This is a genomic window from Dysgonomonas sp. PF1-14, from assembly GCF_029892965.1.
Classification (GTDB): Bacteria; Bacteroidota; Bacteroidia; order Bacteroidales; family Dysgonomonadaceae; genus Dysgonomonas.
Window position 1 is genome coordinate 100,452 of the sequence record NZ_JARXWN010000011.1, and the last position, 15,630, is coordinate 116,081.

A 15,630-nucleotide genomic window follows, 5' to 3' on the forward strand; every position below is an offset into this window, starting at 1 on the left:
AACAATGAAATAAGTTCTATATTTGACGGTTATATATACTAAATCTTATTTATTAAAAGCAAAAAATTATGGAGAAAACCCTCGTTATTCTGAAGCCATCTTGTGTCCAACGGGCGCTTGTCGGAGAGGTTGTTTCTCGCTTTGAAAAAAAAGGTTTACGGTTAGCCGGAATGAAAATGGTACTATTGAACGACACTATCTTGAGTGAACATTACGCACATCTTAAAGACAGGCCGTTTTTTCAGCGTGTGAAAGACTCTATGCAGGTATGCCCCGTCATAGTGCAATGCTGGGAGGGAATAGATGCTGCTAAGGTTGTACGTGCACTGATAGGTGTTACTAACGGACGCGATGCAGCAGCAGGTACTATACGTGGCGATTTTTCGGTAAGTACACAGGAGAATATCGTTCATGCGTCAGATTCAACCGAATCGGCTAAAATAGAATTGAAAAGATTTTTTAGAGACGACGAAATTTTTGATTATAAACTATCTACACTTGCCAACTTGTACGCAAGTGATGAGATTTAACTTATATTATGCAAGGAAGAAAACATACTTTGACCGATAGCTTCAAGAGGCTTAAATACCTGCCACTAGCGGCAATGTTTTTAATACCGATGAGCGGGTTTGCCCAAAGCAGCAAAAATCAGGAATCTAATACAGAGAGAGCAGAACTAAAGTACAAGCAGCGCCATAGCCGTTCCAATTCGAATAATCTATATGCAGATGGTATAAAAATAAAGAGAGACCTTTCCTTATTGAAAGAAATACAGGAAGAACGTATCTTGGCTGAAGGCGAAATACCTGCGGACGATCTGTATGGAGGTATATGGAACAACAGATATGTAAATGCATATCGCTCTATAGAAAATGCACCAGATACGTTCTGGGTAGATTTGTCGAATTACACAATGCCTACTATGGGACATGTGACTTCGAACTACGGCCCCCGCCGTCGCAGGATGCATTACGGTATCGACCTGAAAGTACAGGTGGGAGATACTATCTATGCCGCATTTGACGGAAAAGTGCGCGTAAAACAATACGAGCGCCGCGGATATGGCTATTATCTGACACTTCGCCATACGAATGGATTGGAAACAGTTTATGGACACTTGTCTAAATTTCTGGTAGATGAAGATCAAGTCGTAAAATCGGGCGAACCTATCGCCTTAGGAGGAAATACAGGACGTTCTACAGGATCGCATCTGCATCTCGAATTCCGTTTTTTAGGAAATCCTATCAACCCTTCATTTATTGTAGACTTTAATAATAAAGTTTGCCATAAAGATACTTATCTGGTTACAGCCAGAAGCTATGACAGAAGCTCAAAAGGGGTAAATATAAATACACTGGCATCATCACCTACACGTTCTAAAGCCAATGTGAAAAATAAATATGCATCGGGTAATGTAAAATATCATCGTGTGAAGAAAGGTGATACACTCGGAGCTATTGCCAGAAAATACAAAACAACAGTTAGCAAACTTTGCTCACTGAATGGCATAAGTTCTAAAACTATATTGCGTGAAGGTAAGTCGATAAGAACATCGTAAGATATAATAGAACAATATAATAAAAGCCTGGAAATTCCGAATTTCCAGGCTTTTTCTTTTGCTATTATTTTTTCACCACTCTATAGGAGTAATCCCTTTTGATTGCAGATACTTGTTTGTTTCACTGAAGTGATTGTTGCCGAAAAATCCGTTATAAGCCGATAATGGTGACGGATGCACCGATTTTAATACCAGATGTCTGGTAGTGTCGATAAATGATGCTTTCTTTTGTGCATACGATCCCCACAAGATGAAAACAAGATTTTCACGATTGTCTGCCAGCCTGTGAATGGCTGCATCGGTAAACTCTTCCCACCCTTTTTTCTGATGCGAGCCAGCTTTGTGTGCTTCTACAGTTAGTGTTGCATTTAGTAGCAGCACACCTTGGTTAGCCCAACGGGTAAGATCACCCGATGGCGGTACGGGAATACCCAAGTCTCGGTCTATCTCTTTAAAGATATTTACAAGCGATGGGGGAGGCTGAATGCCTTCCGGAACGGAAAAACACAGGCCATGTGCCTGTCCGTCGTTGTGGTAGGGGTCTTGTCCGAGTATCACAACTTTTACCTTATCGAACGGAGTATGTTCAAAAGCGTTGAAGATCAGTTTTGCAGGTGGAAAAGTCTTTCTTGTACGGTATTCGTCTCTTACAAAATCGGTCAGTTTTATGAAATAATCTTTTTCAAACTCGCCTTTTAACTGCTCTTTCCAGCTTTCCTCAATTTTTACATCCATAGTATATTCGTTTTGTTTCATATTTCATATCCGGTATTAGCGTATAAAGATACAATAATTTGAAAAGAACCGCGATTGTTATTTAACATTTGTACTTCTCCTTTTACTATCGTAATTTTGCAAACGATATGAATAGAAGTATATTCCGTCTGGCAATTCCCAATATAATATCTAATATCACCGTTCCGCTATTGGGAATGGTAGATATGTTTATCGTCGGGCATCTCGATTCGGAAGACTACATCGGGGCTATTGCTCTGGCTACGATGCTTTTCAATTTTATATACTGGAGCTTTTCGTTCTTACGGATGGGTACGAGTGGATTTACAGCACAGGCTTATGGAGCTGACAATACTGCCGAACAGACAAACATTCTACTTCGTTCGCTGACTGTGGCAATGATCGGGGGTATTCTTATCATCCTGCTACAATATTTCATAGCCCTTGTCGGTTTCTATTTTCTGGATGCAGGACCGTCTGTGAGGGGATACGCACAGGAATATTTTTATATATATGTCTGGGCTGCGCCGGCAGTGTTGGGAATGTACACATTCAACGGCTGGTATGTAGGTATGCAGAACGCAAAGATTCCGATGGTTATAGCTATCGGAGTTAATATAGTGAATATCGGACTGAGTTTCCTACTTGTATATGGATTCGGCATGAAGATCGGCGGAGTAGCTATAGCTACGCTTTGTGCACAGTACTCGGGCTTTCTGGCATCTTTGTTTATATGGAATGTAAAATATGGTTATTTGAAGCAATATTTCAATTTCGAGGTGTTGCGCAATCTAAGGTCATATATACCTTTTTTCAAAGTCAACAGCGATATTTTTATCCGTACAATGGCTTTGGTTGCCGTTACTACATTTTTTATGTCTGCTTCGGCCAAATCGGGAAAAGATATACTTGCGGTAAATGCTCTCCTGATGCAGATGTTTATCCTGTTCTCGTATATGATGGATGGCTTTGCTTATGCAGCAGAGGCGCTGACCGGAAAGTTTATCGGAGCAAATGACAGGGGACAACTAAAGCTTCTGGTAAAGAAACTGTTTTTATGGGGTATTATTATTGTCTCCTTGTTTACACTTGTCTATGCACTGTTTCTCGATCAGATACTGGCTATACTCACTGACAAGCAGAATATTATAGAACTGGCAAAGCAGTATCAGTTTTGGGTGTTGCTGATCCCTGTAGCCGGCTTTGCGGCTTTCCTCTGGGACGGGGTATTTGTAGGGGCTACAGCATCGCATCAGATGCGAAATTCGATGCTGATAGCGGTCTCTGCTTTTTTTCTTATATATTTCGCCTTTTCAGATGTTTCGGCGAACAATATCCTGTGGTTTGCGTTTATCATGTATCTGGCATTAAGGGGGATAGTTCAGAGTTTTATGGCTCCTGCTATCTTGCGTGGTTCCAGATGATTGATAGTTAGTAAAATAAATTAAAAAATAGTTATGAGTAAAATTGCAATAGTTTACGGCTCATCTACCGGAGCCACAGAGTCGGTAGCGGAAAAAATTCAAGCATCGTTCGATCAGGCTGCTTTGTTCAATGCAGAAAGCGTAACCATCGACGACCTGAAACCATATGATTTTCTGATCCTCGGCGCATCGACAACAGGTGTCGGCGATTTGCAGGACGATTGGGAAATACTATTGCCTAAAATCGAGAAAATGGATTTCTCCGGTAAAAAAGTGGCTATTTTTGGCTTGGGAGACAGTGCCTCTTTCTCTACCAGTTTTGCAGGAGGAATGTATATTATCTATAAAGCGTTGAAAAATAAAGTAGAGATAGTGGGTTCTGTATCAACTGACGGATATACATTTGATGATTCGGAAGCTATTGTTAACGACCGTTTTGTAGGTTTAGCTCTGGACGAAGATAATGAATACAACGAAACCGAGTCCCGTATTGCTGCATGGGTGCAGGAACTGAAAAAATATTTGAATTAAGAGTCTGTTTAAATTTTACCAAAATATTTTATTACAGATTCTTTTTCATTCATTTTTAGGCTCTTTTGGTTTAATTTATCCATTTTATCGGCTTAAATAGCCCGCTATTATCACCTCAAAAAAGAATAAATTATTCCCAAAATGGCTCTAAAAATCTGAATGAATAAAATTTAAACAGACTCTAAAAGTATATACTTCTATTAGATAGTTAGACAGGTAGTGTGATGTAATAGTCATTCTGCCTGTTTGCTTTTACATACGCCTTGCCTCTGTGCCGCTTGGTTGTTGTTGCCGCAAAAGGAATGCAAGCAATTTTGTAAGGACGCACAGCAGGGAATCGAGCGTTTGCTAAATACAGTTTCAAATGCCGATTGGCATACTTTGAGTAATTATTAGATTTAAAAGAATTTAAGGTTTAATAAATCAACGATTGATAGCTGGGTTTTATCAGGTTTTAGTTAAAATATTTTGTATGTTTGCTTTGGAACGTTATATCCATAAAATGATTTTGGAACAATATTTGTACTGGCTTTGTTTTATGGATAGAATTTTATATTCATTTTATGATCAACTTTAAACAAATTACATTGTCTGACAAAAAAGACATTGATGCTTGCTTTGCGGGCAATATATATCGTGCATGCGACTTCTGCTTTGCCAATCTCTATGCATGGAATGCCAAGTTTAAAACTGTATTTGCCATAGAGCACCGGACTATATTTCTCCGTTTTCAGGACTCTGACGGGCAGCTTTATTATATGATGCCTATCGGGAAAATGCCGTTGGCAGATGCCTTCGAGCTGATAATAAAAGATGCGGAAGAGAATAAGATACCTTTTCAGATGAAGGGAATTACCACACGTATGTGGGAGAAAATACAGAAAGAAGTGCCTTATAAATTCCGTTATATTCCGGACAGGAACAATGATGAGTACATTTATCTTTCTGAAAAGCTGATTAAACTGTCGGGGAAAAAGCTGCAAAGCAAGCGGAACCATATCAATCGCTTCAAGGCGGACAATCCCGACTGGCAATATTTCCCACTGACTTCGCGCGAAGAGTTGGACGAATGTGCCGAGATGCTGGATGAGTGGGAGGAAGTGAATGTGTCCAAGATCGACTTTTCGCAACGCTTCGATTATATAGCGACTAAGATATTATTGCGCGACTTCGATGCGCTGCAACTACGCGGAGGTGCAGTAAGGGTAAACGGCAGAATAGTGGCATTCACCATAGGCGAGCCACTTACTGGAGATTCTTTTGTAGTGCATGTAGAAAAAGCTTTCGGAGAAGTGAACGGTGCATACACGATTATCAATCAGCAGTTTATAGAACACGAAGCATCAGAGTTTACATATATCAACAGAGAGGAAGATATGGGACTTGAAAATCTGCGTAAAGCCAAAATGTCTTACTATCCGGACATTTTACTTGAAGAAGCTATATTAATTCCGCTTAAATAAGTATTTAATAACAAAAACGTAAAGACGGAATCACCGGAAAATTGTATTTTCGGATTATGATACGATTTGCCAACGAACATACCGCCCCGATAGTCCGCCAGATGTGGAAGACCTGCTTTGAAGATACAGAGGAGTTTCTTGATATTTTCTTTACTTACAAGTACAAGGACGAAAATACACTCATCTATTTTGAAGGAGACATAGCCGTTGCTTCATTGCAGATGCTGCCGTACACTATAACTTTCTATGGGCAGGAGATTCCTTTTGCATATCTGGCAGGATTGTGCACACTGCCGGAACATCGTCAAAGGGGTTATATGGCAAAACTGATCTACGAGGCACACCGCATCATAGCAGAACGAAGTATTGTGCTGGCAATCCTTATCCCTGCCGAAGACTGGCTATATGGGTTTTATGAAAAATTTGGCTACGAACAGGTGTTCGAAAAAGGTGACGATTTCATCCCGCTGAAAGAAATAATGGATACATACGCTGATCCGCAGGAAGGATACAGGGTGCTCGACTCAATGTTTCGTCCGTTAGATTTCTGTGTGCAAAAGAGTGAGGAGGACTTTGAGGCGATAAGGAAAGAGTACAGGCTGGACGGATATCCGCCTAAGACCAACCTGTCGGCTATGGCACGTATCATCGATGTATGGTCTGCACTGAGTATGTATGCCAAAGCCAACTTGTCTCAAAAGTTCAGAATAAAGGTCAACGACAGTTTTTTACAAAAGGCATCTGTTTACGTGATCGACAAGGGGAGTGTAGAGCTTGTTCTCAGCCCTGACGGCGATTATGATATAGAGGTGGATATACGTCTGTTGTGTAAACTTCTGTTCGGATTCCGACCGGAAGAGACAGGTGAAATATATCACCCGTTCTTTGAGTCGCATCACCCGATTATAAACCTGATGCTGGAATAAGAAGCCCGTTAAGTGGTAAAAAATAAAAGAAATCCGTTATCTTTGGAAATTGATAATCCCGTTTCGCCCTTATGTTAGAAAATTTCGGAATAAAAGATATAATAGATATCCTGTTGGTAGCAACAGTGATGTATCAGTTATACCGGATTGTATCCAAATCGGGTACAGGCGTTATCTTCAACGGGGTACTGGCTTTTATTGTTATCTGGATACTCGTTTCTCAGGTGCTGCAAATGAGGCTAATGGGTGCCATTCTCGATAAATTTGTCAATATCGGGTTGTTCGTTATCATTATCATTTTTCAGGACGAAATCAGGCGTTTCCTTATCTCCTTAGGTTCAAACAGGACATTCCGGTTCTTCACACGATTGTTCAGGTCGAAAGATTCGGGTGAGTTGAACGATTCGGTCGTCACATCGCTGGTACTGGCATGTATGAATCTGGCTAAGACCTATACCGGAGCACTGATTGTTATAGAACAAGAGATAAGGCTCGGCAATTATGAAGAAACAGGGGAAATCCTTGAAGCAGACATCAGTACCCGCCTGATAGAGAATATATTCTTCAAAAATACTCCTCTGCATGATGGGGCGATGATCATTGCCGGAAATAAGATAAAAGCTGCCGGATGCATCCTTCCTGTATCACAGAATCAGGATATACCAAAAGCTTTCGGATTACGCCACAGGGCTGCTCTGGGAATCTCTCAGGAGACGGATGCCAAAGTGATTGTTATCTCGGAAGAAAGAGGAAAGATATCATTTGCCAGTGAAGGTAAGATAGAAGCCAACATTACTCCCGAAAAGCTACAGGAGTTGCTGATAGGCACTATGCGGAAAAAGAAAAAAGGGAAAGCCAAATCATAAAACAGTAAGAGGCTTGATTCCCAGAATCAAGCCCCTTACATTTCTATATGCTTTCTATTTTTCACCGAACAGTGTTTCCATAAACTCTTTACCACGTATCAGTCCGTAAGCTCCTTTAGGTGATTCGAACTCATCATAGACTTTTACATCATCGGCTTGTCCATTCGAACGATAGATCAGAAACGGAATCGGTTTGTTAGTATGTGTCTTTATAGCGCATGGGGTCGGATGATCAGGCAGAATAGCAATCGTTACAGCTTCGTCCCAATCCTTAGTAGCTTCGTATATCGTTTTTACTACACGACTATCGAGATCCTCTATTGTCCTTGTTTTCAACTCATAGTCACCCTCATGTCCTGCTTCGTCGCTAGCCTCGATATGAAGATATACAAAGTCGTCATTTTTCAGCGCATCTATTGCTGCCTGCGCTTTTCCTTCATAGTTGGTATTCCATAGTCCGGTTGCTCCTTCTACATGAATTAGTTTGAGACCGGCATAAACACCGATACCCATTATCAGATCGACAGCTGAGATAACAGAGCCGCTCTTTATACCGAACAGTTCCTGCAAAGTCTGCATTTGTGGGCGATAGCCCGGCGACCAAGGCCATATACTATTTGCCGGATCTTTACCTTCGGCTATACGTTTGAGGTTCACAGGATGGTCTTTCAGTAATTCCTGCGATTTGAGTATCAGGCTGTTCAGATAGTCGGCTGTTTCCTGTGCTTGGGGTACTTCCGCTTTTATAAGTACATCTTTGAACGGTGTACCTGTAACATCATGAGGTGCTGTACAATCGAGGTGCTTATTTCCACCTTTTAGTTTCAGTAAATGGCGGTACGATACTCCCGGATAGAAGCTTGCCTTTCCATCGTTTAGTTCTTTATCGAGGAAGCAGATCAGCTCGGCAGCCTCTTCGCTTGATATATGTCCTGCCGAATGGTTCTTTATCTTGCCATCTTCTATACAGATAAGGTTGCAGCGCATAGCCATCTCACCGGGCAATATATCTATTCCCATACTGGCTGCTTCAAGCGAACCACGCCCTTCAAATACTTTCGGTACATCGTAACCAAGTACGGAAAGATTGGCAATCTCGCTGCCCGGTTTAAAGCCCGGAGGTATTGTGTCCAGTTCTCCGCTTTTCCCTTTGGCGGCGAGCATATCTATATATGGTTTTTTTGCAGCTTGCAGTGGCGTTTTATTTCCGAGTGCGGCTATCGGCTCATCAGCAGCGCCATCGGCCAGAATTATAATTGTTTTCATTTTTACAGTATTAATTCGTTTTGAAGCACAAAATTCGTTATAATATATTTAAAAAACAACTTTTGGTAATGTTCAATAGTCGCTGGTATGCAAATTGACACTTCTGTCAGGAAGAGATATTTCCTATTTTTTCGTACCTTAGCAGAGATTGAGATACAGACCGATGTAAAGCATAACAATGATTATTTACATACTACTTATTGCTTTTATTGCAACAACATTCCGTTCCACATTTGGTTTTGGGGAGGCCTTAATTGCCGTTCCTCTCCTTAGCTTTTTACTCCCGATAGAAGTTGCCGTTCCTCTGACGGTACTAATGTCGATAACTGTTGCTCTGACTGTGGTTATCCAGGATTATAAACAGATACACCTTTCAAGTGCAAAATGGCTTATATTATTTGCCATGCCGGGTATTCCATTCGGCTTACTGATTCTTTTTTATGGTAATGAGCTATATGTCAAAACTGGGCTCGGTATTTTAATAATATTGTATTCACTCTATTCATTGTTTGCCAAAAATGTGCTTACACTCAAGGAGGATAACAAGTTCTGGCTTTTTATCTGTGGTTTTTTATCAGGTGTCTTTGGAGGGGCTTATGGTGCAAACGGACCTCCTCTTGTTGTCTACGGCAATATGAGAAAGTGGGATGCACAGTATTTTCGTGCAACTTTACAGGCTTATTTTCTGGCTGCAAACTTACTGGGATTAGTAGGATATATCTATAAAGGAATGGTTACGACCGAAGTCTTTCATAATTTTGCCTACTCTTTAGTGGTCATATTTCCGGCTATCTTTCTAGGGCGGTATCTGAACAAAAAGCTAAGTGGAAACTCTTTCTATAAGTATGTTTATGGAGGGCTGATCTTAATCGGTCTTGCTTTTATTGCAGGTTCATTTGTAGGGTAATACTGAGTAACTGTTTAAATTTGACCGAAAATATTTCATATAACTGTTTCAGATTATTCTTTCTTCTCTATTTTCTACTTTTCACTCTTGGTTTAGCCCGCTAAACCTGCGAATAAAAAGAAGAAAATATATTTGAAATAACACAAAATAAGATTGCCAATCAAATTTAAACAGTTACTGAAACCATCTTCACTTTCTGGTGAGATGGCTTCAACATAAGCCGGAAAATGAATACAGGGGCTTTACCTCACATTTGCAATACTGATAATATCGGAGAACACTCCGGCAGCCGTAACACTTGCTCCTGCTCCGTATCCTTTTATTATCATCGGATATTCATTATAGCGTTCTGTAGTGATCTGTATGATATTGTTACTACCCTCCAGCTCGTAGAACGGATGGTTTTGTCCTACCTCTTGTAGCCCTACTTCGCACTTTCCATCTTCGTATTTTGCAACAAAACGGAGGTGTTTATGCTCACTTTCCAGTTCTTTCCTTCTAGCTTCGAACTCAGCATCCATCTGACGGATATCAGCCCAGAATTCTTCTATTGTGCCATCGAAATACTTGGCCGGAATAAAGAGGTTTTTCTTTACATCGGACTGCTCTACCCTGTATCCTGCCTCACGCGTAAGGATAACAAGCTTGCGCACAACATCCATCCCGCTAAGGTCGATACGCGGGTCGGGCTCGGAATATCCATGCTCTTTGGCCAGATAGATAGCCTTGCTGAACGGTACTTCTTTACTTATGGCATTGAAGATGAAATTGAGAGTGCCCGACAATACAGCCTCTATCTTTACGATACGGTCTCCCGAATTGACAAGCGAGTTCATTGTGTTTATAATCGGCAGTCCGGCTCCTACATTCGTTTCGAAAAGAAACTTGATATTACGTTCACGTGCTGTGTTTTTCAGACTGATGTAATTATCGTAAGCGGATGACGCTGCCACTTTATTGGCTGTAACCACCGAAATATTATTCGACATCAGGTCACCATATATCTGCGCTACCTTATCACTGGCTGTACAATCTACAAATACAGCGTTGAATATATTCATATTTATGATGCCATCCCTGAGTATTTCGGGATTGCTGGGGATGCCCTTTTCTTCAAGTTCCTGCCTGTAGTTGTCAAGGCTGATCCCTTCCCTGCAAAACAGCGCTTTACTTCCACGTGCAATACCTACAACATTCAGTTTTAGTCCGTATTGCTCCATCAATTTAGGTTGCTGGTGCCTGATCTGTTCTATCAGGTTGCCGCCTACTGTGCCGATACCCACAATGAACAGGTTCTGTACTTTGTAGTCGGACAGGAAGAATGAATCGTGTATAGAGTTCAGCGCTTTGCGCAGATATTTATTCTTGATAACGAATGAGATATTTACCTCCGAAGCTCCCTGCGCGCAAGCGATGACACTGATGCCACTCTTGCCCAGTGTTTCGAAAAGCTTTCCGGCAATACCGGGTGTATATTTCATGTTCTCGCCAACAATAGCTACAGTTGCCAAATCTGTTTCGAGCAGAACGCGGTTTATACTACCCAGAGCAATTTCTTTTTCAAACTCTTCTTCGAGTACGTGCACAGCTAGTTCTGCGTCGACAGAACGCACACCTATCGATGTACTGTTTTCTGACGAGGCTTGTGATACAAGGAATACACTGATACCGTTTTTTGCCAGTGCGCGGAATATGCGGAAATTGACTCCGATAATACCTACCATGCCAAGTCCCTGAACAGTAATGAGGCACGAATCGGAAATGGAAGATATCCCCTTTATCATTGCCTTATTCTTCCTGTTCTGTTCCCCGTTGCCCCCATCATGCGAAATATATGTGCCGGATGCATCGGGCTTAAAGGTATTCTTTATCCTGATGGGTATATTTTTGTGATAAACAGGGAATATTGTCGGTGGATAGATAATCTTTGCTCCAAAGTTGCAAAGTTCGGTGGCTTCTGTAAACGACAGATTTTCGATTACATGTGCTCCATTTATTACCTTCGGGTCGGCAGACATGAACCCGTCAACATCCGACCATATTTCGAGTATATTGGCATTGAGTGCCGAAGCAAATATAGCAGCAGTATAGTCGGAACCGCCACGTCCCAGATTTGTTATCTCGCCTGTGGTTTTGCATGTAGAGATGAATCCGGCTACCAAAATTCTCTTCGATGATATTTCGAATGCATTTTGAATGAGCTTACCGGATAACTCAATATCAGGTGTATGCTTACCGAAAGCCGAATCTGTCTTGACCAGTTTTGTGGCATCGAGTAACTCATAATCGGAAAAGGCATAGCTGATAATCAGAGAAGACAAGCGTTCTCCGTAACTGACTATTTTATCCGAAGTTTTAGGGGAAAGATCATTTATTAAGAATACTCCTTTAAAAATATTGCTCAATTCTTCAAGCAACTGATTAACTTCCGCCTCAAGTTTTGGACGTTGCTCTTCCGGAATATCGAGCTTACTGATAACAGTCGTGTGTTGTTCTACAATTTCCCTGAACTCGCGTTCGTAGGAGTAATCCCCTATAGCAGCAAGTTCTGAGGTGAGTAACAATTTATCCGTTATACTTTTGAAAGCTGAAACAACTATAACTATGGGGCCTTCTTCCCTGCTTACAATCTTTTTTACATTCGCAATATTAGCAGCGGAACCTACGGATGTTCCGCCAAATTTCATTACTTTCATCAGTATATTATCTGTTTTTATTTATTCTTTCTTGAATCCGAGAATCTATCTGCGTCTATAATTATCCGCTGACGTGATTCGTTATTATGTTGTATGCGCGGCACCCGCACCGATGTTTTCGACGGAAGGGTCGTTGATTTGACATTTGGTCTGAAGCTACCTGTTTGTATATGATAGATAGCTTCGGCAAGCAACGGCTCTGAAGGCTCTCCTAGTTCGGCAAGCCCACCTATCCACATCGACAATGAAGGTATTTCTGTTTCGCTACCATCTGAATAAATTGCCCTTTGCATCGTATAACCTTCTGCCCATTCCGAGACTCTTTTATCAGGGGTCAGACCATTTATATAATTTCCGTTGCCGTCCACATCCGACAGTCGGGATATAAGCGGCTGTATTTGCCATTTTATCCGGCTATCTTTCGAATCTACAGTCATAGAAGCCTTATCTTTCCCTACTGTGGTTTCTCCAATATGATATACTGTCATGTAGGGTCTCAGATTGTGTAGCACCAACTCACTCGCAGAGGCAGAATATTCGGCAGCAATGATGTACAAACGGGTAAGCTTCGATTTAGGAATCGTTACATCTGTATTATATGCTTTTTCAAGAAAATAGTCATCAAAAATAGACTTGTCATTGTTATATTTTGCTAATAATGAATCTTCGAAGTGCTTATTATACTTTTCTCTTGCAAAAATCTTACCTGTCCTGCCGGGATATAGGGCACTTGCCAAGTCGATAGCCGAAGTAAGATATCCTCCCGGATTGTAACGCAAGTCGAGTACAAGATCAGTAATTCCCTGACTATACAAACTTTGGATGCTTTGCATCAGTTGGATGTCGTATTCAAAATTATTTTCATCTTCTTCATCAGGCCCTCTTTCGAAGCCATTATACATGAGATATCCTATTTTTGTATTCGGGATAACTTTGCTGATGAATACAGGTGATTTCTTTTTTTCTGATGCCTGTATTGTTCTTAAAGTTGTCTTCGCTCCGTCATTGTCGTACACCGACAAAGTAAGAGAGGTTTTACCATCGAATATGTCTTTATAATTATCGTAATCTACATCAGTACCATTAACCTTGTAAATTACCTGTCCTCTTTTCAGTTCTTTCGATTCTGCATCTGAACCTTTATGCACATACACTACAAAGAAGCCGAGAGAGGAGCTCTCTTTCTCTACGCCTGTAGCAAAGTACGACATCGGGATATATTCGAATCCCAGATTAGGTTCGGCAAACAGGGATTTTGTTTCTTTCGACTTGTCTTCTTCTATCCACGAGAAGCGGTCTCCATTTACATTGCCATATCTGAAAAGAATACTTCGGAAGAAAGGCTTGGATTCCTGCGTGAAGTCTGGAGACGCCGGCAGATCGGTATTCCACAGATAGAGGCTTTTCATCTTATTATATATCCATCTGTTTGTATATTCATCATCAGTCATTTCCTTGCCCAAATCATCGTCATCTTTGCTGTCCTTACAAGCGTTGAACGATAATAAAGCAAAAGTAAATATTAACAGAAATGTAAGTTTTGCTTTCATAAGGTTTTATTTAATTAGCAATTTTGTTATTTTGATTGCAATTCACCCTCCCGGAAAGAAGATTGCAAATATATTGATTTAATACGCTTCTACAAAATTAATTCTCCACTACCTTGTCGTATAATCTCCGGTTCATCTCCCGTACAATCGACCACTGTAGAGCCTTCTATTCCTCCATAACCACCGTCAATGACAACATCTATCATGTCCTGATACTTTTCGTATATCAGTTCGGGATCTGTGGTATATTCTACAACCTCATCATCATCTTTTATTGATGTGGTAAGAATAGGATTTCCCAGTTCATGTACCAGCTGCCTGATAATATTATTGTCAGGCACACGTATACCTACGGTCTTCTTATTCTTGTATATCTTTGGAAGAGAGGACGTAGTATTCAATATAAACGTAAAGGCTCCCGGCAAATTTTTCTTCATCAGCTTAAAAGTTGCATTATCCACTCGTGCATATTCACTGATATTACTCAGATCGTAGCAAATAATGGAGAGATTGCTTTTTGCCGGATTGATATTCTTCATCTTACATATCTCCTCCACAGCCCGCACATTGAGCGCGTCGCAACCGATGGCATATACCGTATCGGTAGGATAGATAATCAGTCCGCCGTCTTGTAGGACAGAGACTATCTTGTCTATTTCTTTCTGGTTTGGGTTTTCTTCGTATAACTTTATAAGCATATTTACCGGGTATAACAATGAGGTACGCATAATAACAGTACCTGAACCCAAAAGTAGTAGATTTATATGAGAAAACGGCTCATAATTTGTTATTTATGAGCCGTTCTTCAAAATATTGTTGTTTGCTTATTTCTTTTCGATATAATCTTCTACAATAGCCTGAGTCAGCCCCATCGTTGAGAAACCTCCATCGTGGAACAGGTTTTGCATGGTTACCATACGCGTCAGGTCTGAGAACATGACGATACAGTAGTCTGCACAAGACTCTGCACTAGCATTGCCCAGAGGAGACATCTTCTCAGCAAAGTCGAAGAATGCGTCCATACCACCGATACCTTGTCCGGCAGTAGTAAGTGTAGGCGATTGAGAGATTGTATTCACGCGTACTTTCTTGTCGCGGCCATAGATGTAACCGAAACTGCGGCCAAACGATTCAAGCAGCGCTTTAGCATCTGCCATATCGTTGTATCCTGTAAATGTACGTTGTGCTGCAATGTGTGTAAGTGCAAGAACAGAACCGCCTTCTGCAATAGCATCCAGTTTTTTAGCAACCTGCATCATCTTGTGGAATGAAACAGCAGAAATATCTAATGTCTTATCTAACAATCCATAGTCAAGGTCGTCGTATTGTCTGCCTTTTCGCAGGTTCGGAGACATACCGATAGAATGAAGTACAAAGTCAATTTTTCCGCCAAGAGCTTCCATCGATTCTACAAATACTTTCTCCAGATCTTCGAGATTTGTAGCATCGGCAGCTATAATCTTAGCATTCAACTTTTCTCCTAAAGCGTTTGTTTCGCCCATTCTTACGGCAACAGGTGTATTCGACAAGGTGATAGTTGCTCCTTGTTCCACCGCTTTTTCCGCTACCTTCCAGGCAATAGATTTGTCATTCAGCGCACCGAAAACAATACCTCTCTTGCCTTTTAATAAATTGTTACTCATCTTTATATTCGTTTAATGATTTATTAGCTACTTAATATATGCGATAGCTGTTTATAATTAATTTA

Annotated in this window: 14 protein-coding genes; 8 read left to right on the top strand and 6 right to left on the bottom strand. The window is 40.9% G+C overall.

Features of this window, described 5'->3' with window-relative positions; translation table 11 throughout:
* Positions 1-68 precede the first annotated feature (68 nt).
* Positions 69-530 carry a nucleoside-diphosphate kinase gene (gene ndk / locus M2448_RS13720; protein WP_280646550.1) on the top strand — a complete coding sequence of 154 codons (462 nt, stop codon included), beginning with the start codon at positions 69-71 and terminating at the stop codon, positions 528-530.
* 8 nt (positions 531-538) lie between these two features.
* A complete protein-coding gene (locus M2448_RS13725) occupies positions 539-1,558 on the top strand; it encodes a peptidoglycan DD-metalloendopeptidase family protein (protein ID WP_280646551.1) in 1,020 nt (339 codons plus the stop codon).
* A 72-nt stretch (positions 1,559-1,630) separates the two neighbouring features.
* Here the strand turns inward: M2448_RS13725 and ung are convergent, their stop codons facing one another.
* The gene (gene ung / locus M2448_RS13730; protein WP_280646552.1) at positions 1,631-2,293 is read right to left on the bottom strand and encodes a uracil-DNA glycosylase; all 663 of its coding nucleotides are present in this window, start codon (positions 2,291-2,293) and stop codon (positions 1,631-1,633) included.
* A 128-nt stretch (positions 2,294-2,421) separates the two neighbouring features.
* Here ung and M2448_RS13735 point away from each other — a divergent pair, with 128 nt between their 5' ends.
* The 5 genes from M2448_RS13735 (at position 2,422) to cdaA (ending at position 7,503) form a co-directional block, all read left to right on the top strand.
* Positions 2,422-3,717, top strand: a complete 1,296-nt coding sequence (locus tag M2448_RS13735) for an MATE family efflux transporter (RefSeq protein WP_280646553.1) — start codon at positions 2,422-2,424, stop codon at positions 3,715-3,717.
* A gap of 33 nt (positions 3,718-3,750) precedes the next feature.
* On the top strand, positions 3,751-4,248 hold the full coding sequence (locus M2448_RS13740; RefSeq protein ID WP_280646554.1) for a flavodoxin: 498 nt from the start codon (positions 3,751-3,753) through the stop codon (positions 4,246-4,248).
* Positions 4,249-4,811: 563 nt separating this feature from the next.
* Complete coding sequence (locus M2448_RS13745; protein WP_280646555.1) at positions 4,812-5,711, top strand: phosphatidylglycerol lysyltransferase domain-containing protein; 900 nt, start codon at positions 4,812-4,814, stop codon at positions 5,709-5,711.
* A gap of 56 nt (positions 5,712-5,767) precedes the next feature.
* Positions 5,768-6,637 (top strand): GNAT family N-acetyltransferase, encoded by an 870-nt coding sequence (locus M2448_RS13750; protein ID WP_280646556.1) that lies wholly within the window; start codon positions 5,768-5,770, stop codon positions 6,635-6,637.
* A gap of 71 nt (positions 6,638-6,708) precedes the next feature.
* Positions 6,709-7,503: a diadenylate cyclase CdaA gene (gene cdaA / locus M2448_RS13755; protein WP_280646557.1), complete on the top strand. Its 795-nt coding sequence runs from the start codon at positions 6,709-6,711 to the stop codon at positions 7,501-7,503.
* Positions 7,504-7,557: 54 nt separating this feature from the next.
* Here cdaA and M2448_RS13760 read toward each other — a convergent pair whose 3' ends face one another.
* Complete coding sequence (locus M2448_RS13760) at positions 7,558-8,769, bottom strand: cofactor-independent phosphoglycerate mutase (RefSeq protein ID WP_280646558.1); 1,212 nt, start codon at positions 8,767-8,769, stop codon at positions 7,558-7,560.
* Positions 8,770-8,947: 178 nt separating this feature from the next.
* Here M2448_RS13760 and M2448_RS13765 point away from each other — a divergent pair, with 178 nt between their 5' ends.
* Complete coding sequence (locus M2448_RS13765) at positions 8,948-9,676, top strand: sulfite exporter TauE/SafE family protein (RefSeq protein WP_280646559.1); 729 nt, start codon at positions 8,948-8,950, stop codon at positions 9,674-9,676.
* A 242-nt stretch (positions 9,677-9,918) separates the two neighbouring features.
* Here the strand turns inward: M2448_RS13765 and thrA are convergent, their stop codons facing one another.
* From thrA to M2448_RS13785, 4 genes are all read right to left on the bottom strand, one after another.
* Positions 9,919-12,372: a bifunctional aspartate kinase/homoserine dehydrogenase I gene (gene thrA / locus M2448_RS13770; protein WP_280646560.1), complete on the bottom strand. Its 2,454-nt coding sequence runs from the start codon at positions 12,370-12,372 to the stop codon at positions 9,919-9,921.
* 17 nt (positions 12,373-12,389) lie between these two features.
* A complete protein-coding gene (locus tag M2448_RS13775; RefSeq protein ID WP_280646561.1) occupies positions 12,390-13,922 on the bottom strand; it encodes a S41 family peptidase in 1,533 nt (510 codons plus the stop codon).
* Between the two features lie 89 nt (positions 13,923-14,011).
* Positions 14,012-14,620: an L-threonylcarbamoyladenylate synthase gene (locus M2448_RS13780; RefSeq protein WP_280646562.1), complete on the bottom strand. Its 609-nt coding sequence runs from the start codon at positions 14,618-14,620 to the stop codon at positions 14,012-14,014.
* 126 nt (positions 14,621-14,746) lie between these two features.
* On the bottom strand, positions 14,747-15,565 hold the full coding sequence (locus M2448_RS13785) for an SDR family oxidoreductase (RefSeq protein ID WP_280646563.1): 819 nt from the start codon (positions 15,563-15,565) through the stop codon (positions 14,747-14,749).
* Between the last annotated feature and the right edge of the window lie 65 nt (positions 15,566-15,630).

What these genes read in the sequence shown, in the direction of transcription:
- ung (WP_280646552.1), bottom strand. Translation starts at nt 2,293, where the DNA reads ATGGATGTAAAAATTGAGGAAAGCTGGAAAGAGCAGTTAAAAGGCGAG.
- M2448_RS13785 (WP_280646563.1), bottom strand. Translation starts at nt 15,565, where the DNA reads ATGAGTAACAATTTATTAAAAGGCAAGAGAGGTATTGTTTTCGGTGCG.
- cdaA (WP_280646557.1), top strand. Translation starts at nt 6,709, where the DNA reads ATGTTAGAAAATTTCGGAATAAAAGATATAATAGATATCCTGTTGGTA.
- ndk (WP_280646550.1), top strand. Translation starts at nt 69, where the DNA reads ATGGAGAAAACCCTCGTTATTCTGAAGCCATCTTGTGTCCAACGGGCG.
- M2448_RS13735 (WP_280646553.1), top strand. Translation starts at nt 2,422, where the DNA reads ATGAATAGAAGTATATTCCGTCTGGCAATTCCCAATATAATATCTAAT.
- thrA (WP_280646560.1), bottom strand. Translation starts at nt 12,372, where the DNA reads ATGAAAGTAATGAAATTTGGCGGAACATCCGTAGGTTCCGCTGCTAAT.
- M2448_RS13745 (WP_280646555.1), top strand. Translation starts at nt 4,812, where the DNA reads ATGATCAACTTTAAACAAATTACATTGTCTGACAAAAAAGACATTGAT.
- M2448_RS13725 (WP_280646551.1), top strand. Translation starts at nt 539, where the DNA reads ATGCAAGGAAGAAAACATACTTTGACCGATAGCTTCAAGAGGCTTAAA.
- M2448_RS13780 (WP_280646562.1), bottom strand. Translation starts at nt 14,620, where the DNA reads ATGCTTATAAAGTTATACGAAGAAAACCCAAACCAGAAAGAAATAGAC.
- M2448_RS13750 (WP_280646556.1), top strand. Translation starts at nt 5,768, where the DNA reads ATGATACGATTTGCCAACGAACATACCGCCCCGATAGTCCGCCAGATG.
- M2448_RS13775 (WP_280646561.1), bottom strand. Translation starts at nt 13,922, where the DNA reads ATGAAAGCAAAACTTACATTTCTGTTAATATTTACTTTTGCTTTATTA.
- M2448_RS13765 (WP_280646559.1), top strand. Translation starts at nt 8,948, where the DNA reads ATGATTATTTACATACTACTTATTGCTTTTATTGCAACAACATTCCGT.
- M2448_RS13740 (WP_280646554.1), top strand. Translation starts at nt 3,751, where the DNA reads ATGAGTAAAATTGCAATAGTTTACGGCTCATCTACCGGAGCCACAGAG.
- M2448_RS13760 (WP_280646558.1), bottom strand. Translation starts at nt 8,769, where the DNA reads ATGAAAACAATTATAATTCTGGCCGATGGCGCTGCTGATGAGCCGATA.